Raw genomic sequence first — 18,189 nt, 5'->3', positions numbered from 1 at the left:
AGGTATGCCAGTGGCGGGGTGAGGTCGGCGCCTGCGGCCGGTCTTACAAGCCGGTCCCGGGAGGCTTCGGGGCACCGCCCTGGGGGTACTACGGCCCCTGCGCGAGGAGCATCGCTGGGAGGCGCGACGGGAAAGGTTCTGTCATCCGAGACGCGACAAGGCCGGCATCGGACCGACAAGCGGAAACCGCTTTTCGGGACCATCCGATGCACGAGACAAAGCGGAGCGCGGCGCGCTCCGTGCCGAACTGGCGTCGAGGCGAGCGGGACCGGAACCGGAGAGCCATAGAAGCGCGGCCCGGAGCCTGAGAGAACGCCGATGAGCGGAGCGCCACGGGGCGTGCGGAAGGTGGCTCAATCCTTCCGCGCCGCATCCTGGCTCAATGGAAGCGGCCCGATACCCCGCGCCTCGCGGCGCTCCGCTGCCCCTCCTTGCGAACGCCCGCGTGAAAGCGCGGGCGGGCGAAGGCATGCGCGTCAATGCGGGCCCCACGCCCGTCATTCTCGGGCGACCCGAAGGGGGGCGAGAATCGCGGGCCGGACAAGGCTCCGGAGCCTCCTGTTCGAAGATGCCCGGGCCAAGCCCGGGCATGACGCGGGAGGCAAGCGTCATGGCGCGACATTGGAGAAAAGCCCGGCGGGGACGCGGACCCCGGCGTGTTCGCCTCAGGGCGAGATCGCCTGCACCGCCCAGGCGCGCGCTTCCATCGGGATGGTGCCGTCGGTCGCGAACGACAGGCTTTCGCGCAGTCGCTGCCGCAGCCGCTCGCGCGCCGCCAAGGGCAGGCTCGCGCAATAGCCCGGCGCCGGGCCGGTGCCGAGGGTGAAGGGCTGCCAGAAATCGTCGAAGCTGCGGAACAGCGTCGGCACGGTGATCGGCTCGCAGGCGATATCGATCAGTCCGGCCGAGGCGGCGAGCTCGGTCAGGCCCTCCGCCGTGCAGAAGGGAAAGCGCCTGTCCGCGTTCAGCTCCGCCGCATTCGGGTCGAGCGCTGTCGCCGCGGTCCAGAAGGTGCGCACGAACTGGACGCCGCCGCCCGGATAGTCCCAGACATAGAAGCTGATGAGCCCGCCCGGCCGCACCGCGCGGCGCATCTCGGCCAGCGCCTTGTCCCGGTCCGGCACGAAGTTGAGCATCAGTGCCGAGCCGACGGCGTCGCAGCTCGCGGTCTCGACCGGCAGCGCCTCGGCACTGCCCTGCCGGAAGCTGGCGCGCCAGTTGGTCACGCGCTCGCGCGCCACCGCCAGGAGGCCCTCCGAGGGGTCGATTCCGATGACGCTGACCGGCACCGCGCCGCCCAGCAACGCTTCGGTCAGCGCGCCGGTGCCGCAGCCGACATCGAGCCATTCGAAGCCGGGCAGGGGGTTCAGCCAATCGACGAAAAGGGGCGCGAGCTCGCGGCTCCAGCGCCCCATATAGCGATCGTAATTCTCGCCGGCCTGCCATGCATCATGGCGAGTCTGGTCGGGCATTCTCTAGCCCTTTGGTCCGGAAAGGATGACTTTACGTCATTTGGGCAGATTCTGCCAGTTGAAGATATTTTGCAGTGCGCAAACTGCGGTGTCCGGGTGAAATCTACACCAATTCGTTATCGCTTTTTATTGGGCTCAACTTATCCGCGAACCGTGATGTCAGGGCGATATGCCATATGCGAGGCGGAAGCGGCTGCATTCAGGCATCGACAGGCAGCCTCACGCCGCCAGGGCGGGCATGCGTTCCAGCTTGCGGATGGCCGTGCTGAGCTCGGGCTCGTCGACGATGTCGGCGGCGTCGGCCAGCTTGAACCAGTGCAGGTCGCGCTGATGCTGCTCGGAGAAGCTGTCGAGCTGCTGCTCGACCTCGAGCAGATAGAGATTGACCTCGCAGAGCACGAAATGGTCGCTCATGCGCTTCCAGTAATTGTAGCGCCCCGCCGGCTCGCGGCTGATGCGGCCGATGACGCCGGCCTCCTCGAAGGCCTCGCGGGCCGCGGCGTCATAGTCCTTGAGGCCCTTCATGGGCCAGCCCTTGGGCACGATCCACCGGCGCGTCGTGCGCGATGTGACGAGCAGAATCTCCGTCGAGCCGTCGGCAGCGTGGCGGATCGGCATGGCCGCGATCTGCGACCGCTTCTCCCCCGTTTTCCGCTTTGCCTTCTTCATCGGCTCTGGACGCTCCTGGCTGGTTGCAGACTCCCTCGCGGCTGCGAATCGGGAATGGCCGCTGAAGCGAATGAATATTGCATCGCTTCGCGAAAATGGAAGAGGCATTCTGCCGAAAAAGTGAACAGGTCAGCCTTGCTTCTTGCGCATAACCTCGCCCGGACAGAGCCTTAGCAGCAGCCAGCCGCCGATGCCGGAGAGCAGCGAGCCGGCAAGGACGCCGATCTTGGTCTGGTTCTGCAGCGCCTCGGAATCCGGGAAAGCGAGCAGGCCGATGAACAGGCTCATGGTGAAGCCGATGCCGCAGAGCAGGGCGATGCCGTAGAACTGCGGCCAGGAGGCGCGTGCCGGCAGATCGGCGAGGCCGGCGCGGATCGCCGCCCAACCGAAGCCGAAGACGCCGATCTGCTTGCCGAGGAACAGGCCGAGCATGATGCCGAGCGGCACCGGCGCGGCGAGCGTCGAGGGGCCGAGGCCGCTGAAGGACACGCCCGCATTGGCGAAGCCGAAGACCGGAATGACCAGGAAGGCGACATAAGGGTGCAGCCCGTGTTCGAGCTTGTGCAGCGGAGACTTGGCGTCGTCGGGCCGGGCCGGGGACGGCTTCAGCGGAATGGTCAGGGCCAGCGCGACGCCGGCCAGCGTCGCATGCACGCCGGACTTCAGGGTGAAGTACCAGAGCGCCGCGCCGAGCAGGAGATAGGGCGCGAGCCGCATCACGCCGAGGCGGTTGAGCGCCGTCAGGATGACGAGCACCGCCGCGGCGAGGCCGAGATACAGGCCCGACAGCTCGGCGGTGTAGAACACCGCGATGATGATCACCGCGCCGAGGTCGTCGAGGATGGCGAGCGCGGTGAGGAAGACCTTGAGAGAAGCCGGCACGCGCGGCCCGAGCAGCGAGAGCACGCCGAGCGCGAAGGCGATGTCCGTGGCGGTGGGGATCGCCCAGCCGGGCAGGCTCTCGCCGGAGCCCAGGTTGAAGGCGACATAGATCAGCGCCGGCGCGATCATGCCGCCGAGCGCGGCGAAGCCGGGCAGCACCCGCCGCCCCCAGGTCGAGAGCTGGCCGTCCAGCATCTCGCGCTTGATCTCGAGCCCGACGAGCAGGAAGAACACCGCCATCAGCGCGTCGTTGATCCAGTGCAGGACGGAGAGGCCCAGCACATAGCTCTTAAGCGTGCCGAAATAGAGCGGCGCCGCCGGCGAATTGGCGATGACGAGGGCGAGCGCAGCGACCACCATCAGGATGATGCCGCCGGCGGCCTCGCTGTGCAGGAAGTCCCGCAGCGCGGAAAGGGGTCTCACCCGGGTTACGGGGGCGGCCATCAGGCTCTCCTTTGTCGATCAGGCAGAAGGAGATACGACAGGCTGGCGCCGAGGACCAAATCCGGGCAGGCCGGGACGGGCGTCAGAGCTTCTTGCCGTCCTTGTCGAACTGCTTCAGGAAGGCGATCAGGTCCTTGATCTCCTTCTCGCTCTTGATGCCCGCAAAGATCATCTTGGTGCCGGGAATCTTGGCCTTCGGGTCCTTGATGTAGTCGGTGAAGGTCGTCTCGTCCCAGGTCAGGCCGGAACTCTTGTTGGCGGTCGAATAGCTGTAGGCCTCGACCGCGCCCGAATGCCGGCCGATCAGGCCGTTGAGCTCGGGGCCGACGAGATTGCGCGCGCCTTCGCCGATCTGATGGCAGGCGCGGCACTTGTTGAAGGATCGTTCGCCGGCGGCGGCGTCCTGCGCGGCGGCGGGTTGGGCAAGGAAGGGCAGGAGAAGGAGAAGGCTCGGGAGAATCGCGCGCATAGGCAGGTCTTTCGACTTGGAGGCGTTCTCATTTAACCCGAAGCCGCGCGGCGTCGCATGGGCCATTTCGCCGCGCCGCGCCTTGCTTCAGATCTCGGCCTCAGAGCTCGCCGATCCACTCCGCCACGGTCGCCGTGAAGGCGTCCGGCCGCGACACCGGGAAAAGATGCCCGCCCGTTTCCATGATCGCCCGCCGGCAGCCGGGCAGCGCTGCGGCCAGCGCTTCCTGATAGTGGACCGGGACGACCATGTCGTCGCGCGTGCCGAGGATCAGGATCGGCATCGGCAGCGAGCCGATATCGGCGGAGCCGTCGAAGGCGAGGAGCGCGTTGAGCCGCTCGCGGGTCACGATCTTCGCTTGCTCGCTGACCGGGGCCGCTTCCATCGCATCGTCATAGATGTGCCAGTTCTGCTCGATCCAGCGGGGCTGATAGCCGCTGAGCACCGAAATGGCGGCATAGGCGTAGGGGTCGGCCTCGAGGATCGCGAGGCGTGCCCCGAACAGGGCGTTGAGGAAGCGGCTCGGCGCAAGCCAGCTCGCGCTGAGGATCAGCCCGTCCACGCGCTCCGGCGCGAGTTTGGCGATCGTCTGGGCGATGCAGCCGCCGGTCGAATGGCCGAGGACCACGGCGCGCCCGACGCCGGCTGCGTCGAGCACGGCGAGGCTGTCGCGGGCCAGGTGTTCCATGTCGCAGGGAGCCTCGCCGCGCGTGCTGGCGCCGATGCCTCGCTGATCGAAGCGGATGACCTGAAAGGAGCGCGACAGCGTCGCCGCGATGTTCTTCCAGAATGCGGCAGTGCCGCTCAAGCCGCTGACCAGAAGCAGCGGTTGGCCATGCCCTTCCTTGAAGGCGTGCAGCGTGGCGCCGTCGGACGTTTCGACCTTGAAGTCGGAGATCTCGGTCATGGCTGTCATGCGTCACCTCTCGGAAGGCGACATGCGTTGCTGCGCCTGGTGCGCATGATCCCGGACATGGCCCCATCCTCCCTGAAAGCTTAGGTCGCCCACCCGCCGATCATTCGGCCTTGATCTGGCCGATGGGACCGGTTTGTGCGAGGATGGCGCATCAGGGCCGCACCTGCCATGGCTTGATCGCAGGGGGCGGAATGTTCCTGGCGCAGGTCGAGTAGACCAAAGACTAATTGGCCTGCGTCCAGTGCATGGATTTGTGCCTGATCGCGGCAAGCCGTTCTGCCAGGCGCAGAAAGGGCCTGGCGAAGGTGTCAGCTGCGCCGGTTCGCCGCCGCCGGATCCGCGCGCCAGGTCGTGACCGACATGGTCGGGAGATCGAAATAATCGCGGGTCGTCGCATAGCCGTGCCCGCCCATGCGCCCGACGGCGTCGAGTGCGGCCGGGTCGACATAGAGCTTCTGCGGATCGACCGTGTCGGCGCGGAAATGGGCGTAGACGACCTCGCCGAGGATGATCTCGCGCGAATTGCCAATGCCGAGCGTCGTGTGGTGCCGGCATTCGAAAGCTGCCGGTGCCTGTCCGATCCAGGGGCAGGGCACCTTGACGCCGGGCATGGCGGTCAATCCGGCTTCGGCCAGTTCGTCGGCGCCGGGCTCGAAGGGCACAGCGCAGACATTCATGCCTTCCAGGAGCGCGTCCGAGACGATGTTGACGGTGAAGGCCAGGGTCTGCCTGACGTTGCGGCCCGTGTCCTTCTGCGCTCCGGTCGGCCGGTACTCGACGCCGAGCGCGAGGATGGCCGGATCGGCGGACAGGCAGTTGAAGAATGAGAAGGGGGCGGCATTGACCGTGCCATTCTCGTCGATCGTCGTGACCAGCGCGATCGGGCGCGGCACGACGGCGCCGATCAGCAGCTTGTAGCGCTCGCGCGGGGTGAGCGACGCGAAGTCGAAGGTGACGATGCCGGGAGCGGTCTCGGCGCGCGGCTGTCCGGACGGGTGTGCGGTCACGATGGGGTCAATCCTTCGCTACGGGCATAGGGGGCAAGCACGTCGCGGATGTCCCGCTCGACGCGCGGCGTCAGCAAGGCGCGGGTCACGACCGCGCGCAGATGATGGTCCATGAGATCGGCGGCGCGGGTCGCATCGCCGGAGCGCAATGCCTCGATGAGCTGGCGGTGCTCGGAGACCGCGCATTCGCTCGAATGCGGGCGGCCGTAGATGGCCAGGATCAGCGAGCAGCGCGACGACGCTTCCTGGACATAGCGCAGCAGCAGCGCGTTGCCGGTCATCGTCGCGAGCTTGATGTGAAACTCGCCGGAGAGGCGGATCGATTCCGGCCCGTCCTGCTCGTGTGCTTTCTCTTCCTGCTCGACATGGGCTTCGAGCTCGGCCGCCTGGGAGGCCGTCAGTCGCCCGGCGAGGTTCTCAGCGACCAGCCGCTCCAGCCCGCGCCGGACCTCGAACACGTCGCGCGCCTCTTCCAGCGTCGGATAGGCGACGGAGGCGCCGCGATTGGGCTTGAGTTCCACCAGTCCTTCAACGGCGAGGCGCCCGAAGGCCTCACGCACCAAGGTGCGGCTGACGCCGAGCTGCTCCCCGATCGAATCCTCCGGCAGTTTCACGCCGGGCTTCAGTGCCTGCTCGATGATCGCGCGCCGGAGCGCCCTGTATACGGATTCTGCCCGCAGAACCGGCGTACGACGCTCGCCCATGTCGGCTTTCCCTCGTCCTGATTTGACCATTTGCGGGGGCGTCAATGTCACGATCGCGGGCTCCGATCCAGTTTCTGCTTGTGTTCAATAATCGCATACAATACGATCTTTTCATCGTATGCAAGTTTGTTCAATAATCGCACACGAGATGGCGACCAAAACGCCACGGTGCCTAAACAGGCGGCAACGACGATCCGGGCCCGCTGCGGCGGGGCCGAAACACAAAAGGGGAGAGTTGGATGAAAAAGGCCTGGTTGCTGGCGGCCGTTGCCGCCTTCGCCCTGGTGGGCACCGCCGAGGCGAAGACGCTGAAATGGGGGTCGGCGCGCGAAATCGCCTCGCTCGATCCCTACTCCTTCGGTGAGACCTTCACCCTGTCGGTGCTGAACCATGTTTATGAGGGGTTGGTGCGCTACACCGGCGACCTCAAGATCGAGCCGGCGCTGGCGGAGTCATGGGAGACCGTGTCGCCGACCGTCTGGCGCTTCAAGCTGCGCCAGGGCGTCAAGTTCCACAACGGCAATCCCTTCACGGCCGATGACGTCATCGCCTCGCTGGCGCGCGTCACCCATCCCGACTCGCCGCTCAAGGGCAACTTGCCGGCCTACAAATCCTCGAAGAAGATCGACGACTACACCGTCGAGATCGAGGTCAACGGCCCCTATCCGCTGCTGCTCAACGACCTCACCAACATCTTCATCTTCGACAAGGAGTGGATGGAGGCCAACAACTCGCTGCTGCCGACCGATTCCGGCAAGGGCGTGAAGGGCTATGCCACCGACAACGCCAACGGCACCGGCCCGTTCTTCGTCGAAAGCCGCCGCGCCGACTCCAAGACCGTCTTCGCGAAGAACCCGAACTGGTGGGACAAGCCGAAGCACAACATCGACAAGATCGAGTTCACGCCGATCACCTCGTCCTCGACGCGCGTCGCGGCGCTGCTCTCCGGCGAAATCGACTTCACCAATGTCGCCCCGCTGCAGGACTTGCCGCGCCTGTCCGCCTCGCCGGACGTCAAGGTGCTGCAGACCAACGAGCTGCGCTCGGTCTTCTTCGCGTTCAACCTGACCGACAAGCTCTTCGAGAGCGACGTGAAGGACAAGAACCCCTTCAAGGACATCAAGGTGCGCGAGGCGCTCTATCGCGCCATCGACATCGACGCCGTCCAGAAGCGTGCGATGCGCGGCCTCTCGCGCAACACCGGCGCGCTCGTCGCCCCCGCGATCCCCGGCTACGAGCCGTCGCAGGACGAGCGGCTGCCCTTCGACCTGAACGGCGCCAAGAAGCTGCTCGGCGAGGCCGGCTATCCCAACGGCTTCTCCTTCCAGATGAACTGCCAGAGCGACTCTCTCGTCAACGAGGAGGAATTCTGCCAGGCGGTCGCCTCGATGTGGTCGCGCGCGGGCCTCAAGCCCAATCTCAGCATGGCGCCGCGCAGCCAGCAGGCGCCGAAGCGCGTCAAGGGCGACTTCGACGTCATCTCCTTCGGCTGGGCGAACGAGCCGATGATCGACGCCTATTCGCTGCTGGTGCAGGTGATGCGCTCGAGGAGCGGCACGGGCGGCGTCTTCAACTGGGGCAACTGGGGTGATCCGCGCATCGACGCGCTGGTCGACAAGGCCGGCGTCGAACTCGACACACCCAAGCGCATCGAGCTGATGAAGGAAGCGCTCAAGATCGCCAAGGCCGAGCACCTCTTCATCCCGCTGCATCAGCAGCCGATGGCCTGGGCGATGCGTTCGACCGTGGCCTCGACCGTGCAGGCCTCGGACAACAAGCCGCGCCTCTGGCTGACCATGATGAAGTGAGGCAGGCGCGACGTCATGGCCGGGCTTGACCCGGCTATCTCGGAAACCAGCGCCCTCTCGTCCTGAGATTCCCGGGTCTTCGCTCTGCGAAGCCCGGGAATGACGCCGGAACGCAGGAGCTTTCCATGCCGGCTTTTCTCTTCAAGCGACTGCTCAACGCCGCCGGCGTCATGGTGGCGGTGGCCTTCCTCGCCTTCCTGATCTTCCGCTTCGTCGGCGACCCCGTCGAGCTGATGCTGAACGAGCAGGCGAGCCAGCAGCAGCGCGACGAGCTGCGCGTCCGGCTCGGCCTCGACAAGGGCTTCGCGATGCAGTTCGCGACCTTTGTCGGCAATGCCGCGCGCGGCGATTTCGGCATCTCCTACCGCAACCAGCAGGACGTCTTCACGCTGATCTCGGAGCGCTTCCCGGCGACCTTCGAGCTCGTTCTGGTCGCGACCTTCCTGTCGCTCGCCGTCGGCATTCCGCTCGGCGTCTATACCGCCATCCGACGAGAGAGTTTCCTGGCCAAGGCACTGGAGTTCGTCTCGGTGCTCGGCGTTTCGCTGCCGAGTTTCGCGCTCGGCATCCTCTTCATCCTGGTCTTCTCGGTCTCGCTGCAATGGCTCCCGGCCTTCGGCCGCGGCGAGGTCGTCCAGATCGGCTGGTGGAGCACCGGCTTCCTGACCTCTTCCGGGCGCAAGGCGCTGATCCTGCCCGGCATCACGCTCTCGCTCTTCCAGATCACGCTGGTGATGCGCCTTGTGCGCGCCGAGATGCTCGAGACCATGCGCACCGACTTCATCCGCTTCGCCAGGGCGCGCGGCCTGCCGTCCCGCGCCATCCATTTCGGCCATGCGCTACGCAACTGCCTGATGCCGGTCATCACCGTTACCGGCCTGCAGATCGGCAACCTCATCGCCTTCGCGCTGGTGACGGAGACGGTGTTCCAGTGGCCGGGCATGGGCATGCTCTTCGTTCAGGCCGTGACCTTCGTCGATATCCCAGTGATGGCGGCCTATCTGATCGTCGTCTCCTTCATCTTCGTCACGCTCAACACGCTGGTCGACCTGACCTATGCCTGGGTCGATCCGCGCCTGCGCGAGGACGCCCTCACGGGAGGCGCCAATGCTCGCTGAGAAGACCCGGCCCGCTGACACTATCAAGAAACCCGGCCGCCTGCGCCGCTTCCTCGACAGCGACATCGGCTGGAGCTTCTGCCACACCCCGGTCGCCTGGCTCTCGGCGCTGGTGCTGGCGCTGCTGGTGCTGAGCGCGCTCTTCGCCCCGCTGATCGCGCCGCAGAACCCTTATGACCTGACGCAGATCTTCATCGACAAGGCCGAGATCCCGCCGATCTGGCAGGAGGGCGGCGAATGGCCCTTCCTGCTCGGCACCGATCCGCAGGGCCGCGATGTGTTCTCCGCCATCCTCTACGGCTCGCGCATCTCGCTGATCATCGGCTTTTCCGCGGTCGTCGTCTCGATGCTGGTCGGCGTCTCGATCGGGCTTTGCGCCGGCTTCTATGGCGGGCGTGTCGACAACCTGCTGATGCGCCTCGGCGATACCGTGCTCTCGATCCCGACGCTGCTGATGGCGATCCTGGTCTCGGCGATCTTCCGCGAGATGCTGCCGCCGGGGTTGCGCGAGCCTTTCGCCGCGGTGGTGCTGGTGCTCTCGATCGCGCTGACGAGCTGGGTGCAATATGCCCGCACCGTGCGCGCGCTGACCATGGTCGAGCGCCGCAAGGAATATGTCCTCGCCGCCCGGATCATCCGCGTGCCGGCGACGCGGATCATGCGCCGTCACATCCTGCCCAACACGATGACGCCGGTGCTGGTCTCGGCCACGCTCAATCTCGGCCTCGCCATCCTCTCGGAGGCGACGCTGTCCTTCCTGGGGGTGGGCATGCCGATCACTCAGCCCTCGCTGGGGACGCTGATCCGCATCGGCAACCAGTACCTGTTCTCCGGTTCCTGGTGGCTCGTCGTCTTCCCCTCGCTGCAGCTCGGCCTGATCGTGCTCTCGGTCAACCTGCTCGGCGACTGGCTGCGCGACGCGCTCAACCCGAAGCTTCGCTGACAAGAAACCACGAGGATACGCCTGCGATGACTGCTTCCCTCCTGATCCGCAACGTCCGCCCGAACGCCGGGGCAGCCCTCGACATCCTGGTCGAGAACGGCAGCATCAGCCGCATGGCGAAGGACATCGCCGCGCCCGCAGGGGTGGCGGTCGAGGACGGCCGCGGCGAGATCGTCATTCCCGGCCTCGTCGAGGCGCATACCCATCTCGACAAGAGCCTCTGGGGCCTGCCCTGGTACGTCAACGAGGTCGGCCCGAAGCTCCTCGACAAGATCGACAACGAGCGGGAGAACAAGAAGCGGCTCGATATCGACCCGGCCCGCCAGGCGGCCCGGCAGTCGATCCAGTCCTCGCTGATGGGCACGACCCATATCCGCAGCCATGTCGACATCGATACCGAGCACGGGCTCTGGGGCGTCGAGGGCGTCATGAAGACCCGCGACGAATACCGCGACATCGTCGACATCGAGCTCGTCGCCTTCCCGCAATCGGGCCTGCTGCGCCGCCCCGGCACGCTGGCGCTGATGGATCGGGCGATGAAGGCCGGCTGCGAGATCGTCGGCGGCCTCGATCCCTGCGGCATCGACCGCGACCCGAAGGGCCATCTCGATGCGGTCTTCGGCCTCTGCCAGACCTATGGCAAGCCGCTCGACATCCACCTGCACGAGCCCGGCGAGATGGGCGCCTTCTCGATGGACCTGATCATCGAGCGCACCCGCGCGCTCGGCATGAAGGGCAAGGTCACGGTCAGCCACGCCTTCTGCCTGGGATCGCCCGATATGGCGCTGGTCGATCCGCTGATCGAGCAGCTTGCCGAACTCGACATCGCGATCATGACGACGGCTCCGTCCCGCAGCGCCGCGCCGCCGGTCAGGAAGCTGCTCGAGGCCGGCGTGCGCGTCTGCTCCGGCTCCGACGGCATCCGCGACACCTGGGGCCCGTACGGCAATGCCGACATGGTGGAGCGCGCCATGTTCGTCGGCCTGCGCAACAACTTCCGCCGCGACGACGAGCTGAAGCTCGCCTTCGACGTCTGCACGACCGAAGGCGCCAAGGTGATGGAGATCGCCGACTACGGTCTCGCCGAGGGCAAGGCCGCCGATTTCGTCATCATGCCCGGCCAGACGCTGGCGGAGCTGATCGTCACCCGTTCTCCGAAGCGTCGCGTCGTCAAGCGCGGCCGCGTCGTTGCCCGCGACGGCGTCTCGGTGAGGGCCGCCCCGTGAGCCTGCAGGCAGCCAGGCGGCCACAGGGCCGCATCCTGATGACCGCGCGCTGGGTCGTCGGCCACAAGGACGGGCGCCATCGCCTCTACGAGAACGGCGAAGTCGTGTTCGAGGACGGCGCGATCGTCTTCGTCGGCCACGGCTTCCCCGGCGAAGTCGCGCGCCGGGTCGACTACGGCAACGCCCTGATCGGGCCGGGCTTCGTCGATTGCGACGCCCTTTCCGACCTCGACACGACCATCCTCGCCTATGACAACCAGCCGGCCTGGAAGAAGGGCAGGGTCTGGCCGCGCAGCTATCTCGAGGCCGGTCCCTACGAGATGTATTCCCGCGAGGAGCTGGCCTTCCAGAAGCGCTATGCATTCGCCTCGCTGATCCGCAACGGCATCACCACGGCGCTGCCGATCGCCTCGCTGTTCTACCGCGCCTGGGGCGAGACGGTGCAGGAGTTCGAGGATGCCGCGGAAGCCGCCGCCGATCTCGGCCTGCGCGTCTATCTCGGCCCGGCCTATCGCACCGGCAACCAGCTGGCCGAGACGGACGGGCGCATCGTCACCTACTACGACGAGGCGCGCGGCCTCGCCGAACTCGACGCGGCCATCGACTTCGCCGGGCGTCATGAAGGCGAGGCGGGCGGGCTGATCCGGGCGATGTTCGCGCCGGACCGCATCGAGACCTCCACTGCCGAGCTGCTGCGCCGCACGGCGGCAGCCTCGCGCGAGCTCGATGTGCCGGTGCGGCTGCATTGCTGCCAGTCGAAGATCGAGTACGATCTCGTCCTCGCCCAGCACGGCATGAGCCCGCCGGAATGGCTGGAGAGCCTCGGCTTCCTCAACGAGCGCTGCCTGCTGCCGCATGGCACGGTGGTTTCCGGCAGCCGGCTGATCGATAGGCCCGGCCGCGACCTCGAGATCATCCGGGATTCCGGTGCGAGCATCGTGCATTGCCCGCTGGTATCGGGCCGGCACGGCAACGCCATCGACCATTTCGCCCGCTACCGCGCCATGGGGCTCAACATCGCCATGGGCACGGATACCAGCCCGCCGGACATGGTGATGAACCTGCAAACCGGCATGATCCTCGCCCGCACCATGGCCGGCAATGTCGGCGCCGTGCGCTCGGAGGACTATTACGACGCCGCGACCATCGGTGGGGCCGATGCCCTGCAGCGGCCCGATCTCGGCCGGCTCCAGCCGGGCGCGCGCGCCGACATCACCGTCTTCGAACTCGACCGGCCGCATAGCGGCCAGGTCATCGATCCCATCCAGACGATGATGCTGACCGGCCATGGCCGCGACTTCTCGACGGTGGTGATCGATGGGCGCTTCGTCATGGAGAACCGGGTCGTTCCGGGCCAGGACGAGGCCGCCGACAACGCCCGCGCCCAGAAGCAGTTCGAGGGCGTGATGGCGCGCTATCCCGAGCGCACCCTGGGCCATCCGCCGATGAGCGAGATCTTCTCGTCGAGCTATCCGGTCGAACGCAGCGAGGCCATCGCATGACCGCTTCCGCCGCAGCGCCTCTCCTGTCCGTACGTGACCTGCGCATCGTCTTCGACGGCCGCCACGGCCCGTTGACGGCACTCGACGGCGTCACCTTCGACATCGCGCCGGGGGAGATTCTGGGCATGGTCGGCGAGTCCGGGGCGGGCAAGTCGCTGACCGGCACGGCGGTGATCGGCCTGCTCGACCCGCCGGGGCGCATCGCCGGCGGCGAGATTCATCTGTCGGGCCAACGCATCGACAACCTGCCGGCCGAGGCGATGCGCAAGCTGCGCGGCCGGCGCATCGGCGCGATCTTCCAGGACCCGCTGACCTCGCTGCACCCGCTGCTCAAGGTCGGCGACCAGATCGTCGAGACGATCATGACCCATCTGCCGGTGAGCCGGACGGAAGCCCGCAAGCGTGCGCTCGATTTGCTCAAGGAGGTCGGCATCCCCGCCGCCGAGACGCGCATCGACCATTTCCCGCACCAGTTCTCCGGCGGCATGCGCCAGCGCGTCGTCATCGCGCTCGCGCTTTGCGCCGAGCCCTCGCTGATCATCGCCGACGAGCCGACGACCGCGCTCGACGTCTCGATCCAGGCGCAGATCACCACGCTGCTGAAGCGGCTCTGCCGGGAGCACGGCACGTCGATCATGCTGGTCACGCACGACATGGGCGTGATCGCCGAGACGGCCGACCGGGTCGCCGTGATGTATGCCGGCCGCATCGTCGAGATGGGGCCGGTCGAGGAGGTCGTGCGCCGTCCGCGCCACCCGTACACCGCCGGGCTGATGGCCTCGATCCCCAGCGTCCACGCCCGCCACGAGCATCTCAACCAGATCGACGGCGCGATGCCGCGCCTTAACGCCATCCCGCCCGGTTGCGCGTTCAACCCGCGCTGCGGCCGGGCCGAGGCCTTCTGCCGGGACCACAAGCCGGGCTTGCCGGTGATGGCCCATGCCGCAGCCTGCCATTTTCCGCTGAAGGAGGCGGCGCATGCGTGAGCATATGGAAGCTCCTACCGCGAGCCCTCATCCTGAGGAGCCGCGCCGCGGCGTCTCGAAGGATGCGCCAGAGCGCTCTGAAAAATCCTTCGAGACGCAAGGCTCACGCCTGGCTCCTCAGGATGAGCGCTCGCGCGGTGCAATCGGTGGAGGAGGGGAGGACATCATTCTCGACGTCGCCTCTGCATCCTGCCGCTTCGACGTCTCGGCGCCGGCCCTGTCCCGGCTGTTCTCGAAGGAGCCGCGCCGCATCCTGCGCGCGGTCGAGAACATCTCCTTCACGGTGAGGCGCGGCACCACCTTCAGCATCGTCGGCGAGTCCGGCTGCGGAAAATCGACGCTGGCGCGTATGGTCGTCGGGTTGCAGCGGCCGACCGAGGGCAAGCTCAACTTCCGCGATATCCGCCGCGGCGATGGCTCGTTCGGGCCGCCGCGCGTGCAGATGATCTTCCAGGACCCCTATGCCTCGCTCAACCCGCGCTGGCGGGTCGGTGACATCATCGCCGAGCCGATCCGCGAGCTGAAGCTCAGGCCCGACGACGCGGCGGTCCAGCAGCGCGTCGGCGATCTGCTCGAGGTCGTCGGCCTCTCCCGCACCGATGCGAGCCGCTATCCGCATGCCTTCTCGGGCGGCCAGCGCCAGCGTATCTCGATCGCACGCGCCCTCGCCACGGAGGCCGACTTCCTCGTCTGCGACGAACCGACTTCGGCGCTCGACGTCTCCGTGCAGGCCCAGATCCTCAATTTGATGGTCCGGCTGCAGAAGGAGTTCGGGCTGACCTATCTCTTCATCAGCCACAATCTTTCGGTCGTCCGGCACATGTCGGACGATCTCGCCATCATGTATCTCGGCCGCTTCGTCGAGGCGGGGCCGGCCGAGGAGGTCTTCACCCGGCCGCGCCATCCCTATACGCGGCTGCTGCTCGACACGATCCCCGATGTCGAGAAACCGAACCGGGCGCGCAAGCCGATGTCCGGCGAGGTGCCGAGCCCGATCGCGCCGCCGGCGGGCTGCAGCTTCAATCCGCGCTGCGCGCAGGCCGCGGATCGCTGCCGTGCCGAGCGGCCGGAGCTGCGGCCGATCGGCGGTGTCGAGGTGTCCTGCCACTTCGCCTGATGCCCGGTGTTTTCGTCATGGTCGGGCTTGTCCCGACCATCCACGTCTTCGTTTCGGCCCGCGCGGTGTTCAAGACGTGGATGCTCGCCACAAGGGCGAGCATGACGTTGCGAGATACACCACTTAGCCGACCAGCGTCGCTTCCAGCGTGATCGGAGCCTTGAACAGCTTCGAGACCGGGCAGCCCGCCTTGGCCTTGTCGGCCAGCGACTGGAAGGTCGCCTGGTCGGCGCCGGGCACCTTGCCCTTCAGCGTCAGGTGGATCGCGGTGATGGCGTAGCCGTCGTCGAGCTTGTCGAGCGTCACGCGCGCGGTGGTGTCGAGCGCATCGGCCTTGAGATTGGCCTCGCCCAGGATCAGCGAGAGCGCCATGGTGAAGCAGGCGGCATGGGCCGCGCCGATGATCTCCTCGGGATTGCTGCCGGGCTTGCCTTCGAAGCGGCTGGAGAAGCCATAAGGATAAGAGCTGAGCGCTCCGCTCTCGGTCGAGATCGCGCCCTTGCCGTCCTTGATGCCGCCCTCCCAATGGGCCGAACCGGTCCTGTTGATCGCCATGATGCTGACTCCCGTTCTGGTTGGATGGATATGCTGCGGCTGGAAAGCTACCCTTCGATAACGGCTTCAGGGCGCCTCGGGTTCACTTGCTGGTGATCGGCGCTCGGAGGGAAGGGAAATTGTGCTCGAATGGACTGATCATAGAGAAATAGGCAGAATAGATAAGTAGCTCCCGGCCCCAGCCCGGCCACCGGTATGGGTCAAGTTCGCAAAGGGTGACTTCGCAGCGAGGCGTCTGAGCAGAGTCCGCAATGGGAGACGGGAAGATGAGAACGATCCAACGCGCGTGCCTGTTCGTCGCCATCGGAGTTTTGTCGTCGGGCTGTGCCGTGACGGAATACAGGAGCCCGGATCTCGCCTCCGTCTGCGCTGTGCCGGTCAATCGGACAATCCAATCGGCATACTGGCTGGACTGCCGGTCGTTCGATCCGTACTCCGACCCGTATTCACAGCACTATCGTTATTCGAAGCACTATTAGGAGCCGTTCGGGCGTTTGAGCTCGGGGAGCGTCGCGGGTGGGTGGTGTCGCGGCGGATGAGCCGGACCGGTGCGGCAGGCAACCGCCGAAGGCCTGCTTCCCACCCGCTCGAGACATTTCGCTCGGCGCTTATCGCCTGCCGCCTAACAGAGAAGCCCGCACCAATCGCTCGATGCGGGCCTTCATAGATGGCGTTTGCGATCTGCTCAGCGGAACAGCGCCAGCGATTTCGACAGGGTGATCCAGACGCCCCATGCGATCGGCAGGTCGACCACGGCCCAGGCGAGCAGGGCGCCTCCGTCAACGCCACCCTTGCCGATGCCGTGGGAGCCGTAATGGACCGCCGCGTCAACGCTCGTCGACCGCTTCTGCAGCGCCGCGACCTCGGCATCCTTCATGAACCATTTCGCCGCGACCGGGCGGACCAGCAGGTTGCAGAGGAAGCCCAGCACCAGCATGCCGGCGAGGATGTACATGGTGCGGTCATAGACCTGCGCGCGCGGCACGCCGGCATTGATCTGCGCCTCGCGGATGTAGTTCACCACCACCGGGCCGATGATGCCGGCGGTCGACCAGGCCGTCAGCAGCCGGCCATGGATGGCGCCGACGAACTGCGTGCCGAACATGTCGGCGAGATAGGCCGGCACGGTCGCGAAGCCGCCGCCATACATCGACAGGATGATGCAGAAGAAGCCGACGAACAGCGCCAGCGACCCGGCATGCGCCGCCCAGGGCGACAGGCCGTAGAGCAGGATGCCAAGCCCGAAGAAAGTGGCATAGGTCAGCTTGCGGCCGAGCTTGTCAGAGAGCGAGGCCCAGAAGAAGCGCCCGGCGATGTTGAACAGCGAGAGCAGGCCGACGAAGGCCGCCGCGATGGTGGCGATCTGCGTCTTCTGCCCGGCGTCGAGCGCGGCGAAGCCGATCTCCGGCTTGCCGATCAGGGATCCCGCGAAGATCTCCTGCAACATGGGTGAGGCCATGCCGAGCACGCCGATGCCGGCGGAGACGTTGAGGCAGAGCACGGCCCAGATCAGCCAGAACTGCGGTGTCTTGTGCGCGTCCTTCAGATGGACGTGGCCGGAGGTGATCATGGCGTTCTGCGTCACCGGCGGCGTCCAGCCCTCCGGGCGCCAGTTCGCCGGCGGCACGCGATAGCCGAAGGTGCCGGCCATCATGAAGACGAAATAGATCGCGGCCATCGCGACGAAGGTCTGCCAGACGCCGACCGAGGCCGGTGTCTTGAAATAGTTCATCAGCATGTCCGCCAGCGGGGAGCCGATCATCGCGCCGCCGCCGAAGCCCATGATCGCCATGCCCGTGGCCATGCCGCGCCGGTCCGGGAACCACTTCGAGACCGAGCCCGATGCCGCCGATGACGCCGGAGCCCAGCCACATCAGCCAGAGCTGGTGCCAGTAGACGCCCAGCGCCGAGATCAGCAGGCCGCCGCACCAGCACAGCGTCGAGACGAAGGCCGCCTTGCGCGGTCCGACGCGCTCGAGCCAGCCGCCCCAGATCGCCGCGGAGGAGCCGAGCAGCACGAAGAACAGCGTGTACATCCAGCCGAGATCGGCGACCTTCCAGTCGCACGCCGTGGTGAACAGCGAGGCGGCGAGGCCGACATCGGCGGCGCAGGCCACCGGCTTGGTGATGCCGATCGCCTGGCTCAGCGGCAGCCAGAACACCGAGAAGCCATAGGCCATGCCGATGCAAAGATGGATGCACAACGCGGCCGGAGGCACGAGCCAGCGGTTGAAGCCCGGTTTGGCGATGGTTCGTTCGCGGTCGAGCAGGCCGATGCCGCCCCCGATCTGTCCGATATCCTGTGCGACGCTCATTCCCCGTTTCCTTTCCCCATGGCTTCGCCGTTCGGGCCGGGTAGTGTCCCGGCTCG

Annotated in this window: 16 protein-coding genes and 1 pseudogene; 8 read left to right on the top strand and 9 right to left on the bottom strand. The window is 66.6% G+C overall.

The features are described 5' to 3' along the window. Positions 1–665 precede the first annotated feature (665 nt). Positions 666–1,472 (bottom strand): class I SAM-dependent methyltransferase, encoded by an 807-nt coding sequence (locus AB4Z10_RS25090; protein WP_441473124.1) that lies wholly within the window; start codon positions 1,470–1,472, stop codon positions 666–668. Between the two features lie 219 nt (positions 1,473–1,691). Next, entirely contained in the window at positions 1,692–2,090 is a 399-nt protein-coding gene (locus tag AB4Z10_RS25085; protein ID WP_441473123.1) for an NUDIX hydrolase, read from the bottom strand. Here AB4Z10_RS25085 and AB4Z10_RS25080 point away from each other — a divergent pair. Then, complete coding sequence (locus AB4Z10_RS25080) at positions 2,089–2,265, top strand: hypothetical protein (RefSeq protein ID WP_441473122.1); 177 nt, start codon at positions 2,089–2,091, stop codon at positions 2,263–2,265. The genes AB4Z10_RS25085 and AB4Z10_RS25080 overlap by 2 nt on opposite strands. 5 nt (positions 2,266–2,270) lie before the next feature. Here the strand turns inward: AB4Z10_RS25080 and nhaA are convergent, their stop codons facing one another. From nhaA to AB4Z10_RS25055, 5 genes are all read right to left on the bottom strand, one after another. Continuing rightward, positions 2,271–3,467 (bottom strand): Na+/H+ antiporter NhaA, encoded by a 1,197-nt coding sequence (gene nhaA, locus AB4Z10_RS25075; protein WP_441473121.1) that lies wholly within the window; start codon positions 3,465–3,467, stop codon positions 2,271–2,273. 82 nt (positions 3,468–3,549) lie between these two features. Continuing rightward, positions 3,550–3,936, bottom strand: coding sequence for a c-type cytochrome (locus AB4Z10_RS25070; protein WP_441473120.1), 387 nt, complete (start codon positions 3,934–3,936; stop codon positions 3,550–3,552). Between the two features lie 100 nt (positions 3,937–4,036). Further along, positions 4,037–4,852: an alpha/beta fold hydrolase gene (locus AB4Z10_RS25065; RefSeq protein WP_441473119.1), complete on the bottom strand. Its 816-nt coding sequence runs from the start codon at positions 4,850–4,852 to the stop codon at positions 4,037–4,039. Between the two features lie 308 nt (positions 4,853–5,160). Next, the gene (locus tag AB4Z10_RS25060) at positions 5,161–5,859 is read right to left on the bottom strand and encodes a flavin reductase family protein (RefSeq protein WP_441473118.1); all 699 of its coding nucleotides are present in this window, start codon (positions 5,857–5,859) and stop codon (positions 5,161–5,163) included. Beyond that, positions 5,856–6,563 (bottom strand): GntR family transcriptional regulator, encoded by a 708-nt coding sequence (locus AB4Z10_RS25055; RefSeq protein ID WP_441473117.1) that lies wholly within the window; start codon positions 6,561–6,563, stop codon positions 5,856–5,858. The genes AB4Z10_RS25060 and AB4Z10_RS25055 overlap by 4 nt, the downstream gene beginning before the upstream one ends. 239 nt (positions 6,564–6,802) lie before the next feature. Between AB4Z10_RS25055 and AB4Z10_RS25050 the strand changes: the two genes are divergently transcribed. The 7 genes from AB4Z10_RS25050 (at position 6,803) to AB4Z10_RS25020 (ending at position 15,263) form a co-directional block, all read left to right on the top strand. Further along, positions 6,803–8,371 carry an ABC transporter substrate-binding protein gene (locus tag AB4Z10_RS25050; RefSeq protein ID WP_441473116.1) on the top strand — a complete coding sequence of 523 codons (1,569 nt, stop codon included), beginning with the start codon at positions 6,803–6,805 and terminating at the stop codon, positions 8,369–8,371. Between the two features lie 125 nt (positions 8,372–8,496). After that, a complete protein-coding gene (locus AB4Z10_RS25045; protein ID WP_441473115.1) occupies positions 8,497–9,489 on the top strand; it encodes an ABC transporter permease in 993 nt (330 codons plus the stop codon). Then, positions 9,479–10,432 (top strand): ABC transporter permease, encoded by a 954-nt coding sequence (locus tag AB4Z10_RS25040; RefSeq protein ID WP_441473114.1) that lies wholly within the window; start codon positions 9,479–9,481, stop codon positions 10,430–10,432. The genes AB4Z10_RS25045 and AB4Z10_RS25040 overlap by 11 nt, the downstream gene beginning before the upstream one ends. A 26-nt stretch (positions 10,433–10,458) precedes the next feature. Further along, positions 10,459–11,658, top strand: coding sequence for an amidohydrolase family protein (locus AB4Z10_RS25035; protein ID WP_441473113.1), 1,200 nt, complete (start codon positions 10,459–10,461; stop codon positions 11,656–11,658). Between the two features lie 38 nt (positions 11,659–11,696). Further along, positions 11,697–13,160, top strand: a complete 1,464-nt coding sequence (locus AB4Z10_RS25030) for an amidohydrolase family protein (protein ID WP_441473131.1) — start codon at positions 11,697–11,699, stop codon at positions 13,158–13,160. Further along, complete coding sequence (locus AB4Z10_RS25025; RefSeq protein ID WP_441473112.1) at positions 13,157–14,146, top strand: ABC transporter ATP-binding protein; 990 nt, start codon at positions 13,157–13,159, stop codon at positions 14,144–14,146. Before AB4Z10_RS25030 ends, AB4Z10_RS25025 begins: the two co-directional genes overlap by 4 nt. Further along, positions 14,139–15,263, top strand: coding sequence for an ABC transporter ATP-binding protein (locus AB4Z10_RS25020; protein ID WP_441473111.1), 1,125 nt, complete (start codon positions 14,139–14,141; stop codon positions 15,261–15,263). The genes AB4Z10_RS25025 and AB4Z10_RS25020 overlap by 8 nt, the downstream gene beginning before the upstream one ends. A gap of 123 nt (positions 15,264–15,386) precedes the next feature. Here the strand turns inward: AB4Z10_RS25020 and AB4Z10_RS25015 are convergent, their stop codons facing one another. Beyond that, positions 15,387–15,818 carry an OsmC family protein gene (locus AB4Z10_RS25015; protein WP_441473110.1) on the bottom strand — a complete coding sequence of 144 codons (432 nt, stop codon included), beginning with the start codon at positions 15,816–15,818 and terminating at the stop codon, positions 15,387–15,389. 685 nt (positions 15,819–16,503) lie between these two features. Further along, positions 16,504–18,133 (bottom strand): annotated as a pseudogene (locus tag AB4Z10_RS25010) (OFA family MFS transporter). Positions 18,134–18,189: the final 56 nt, after the last annotated feature.

Origin of the sequence: Allobosea sp. RAF48, from assembly GCF_052114025.1 — a bacterium.
In the GTDB taxonomy this organism is placed as follows: Bacteria; Pseudomonadota; Alphaproteobacteria; order Rhizobiales; family Beijerinckiaceae; genus Allobosea.
This window is presented reverse-complemented; position numbering and strand designations above follow the sequence as displayed.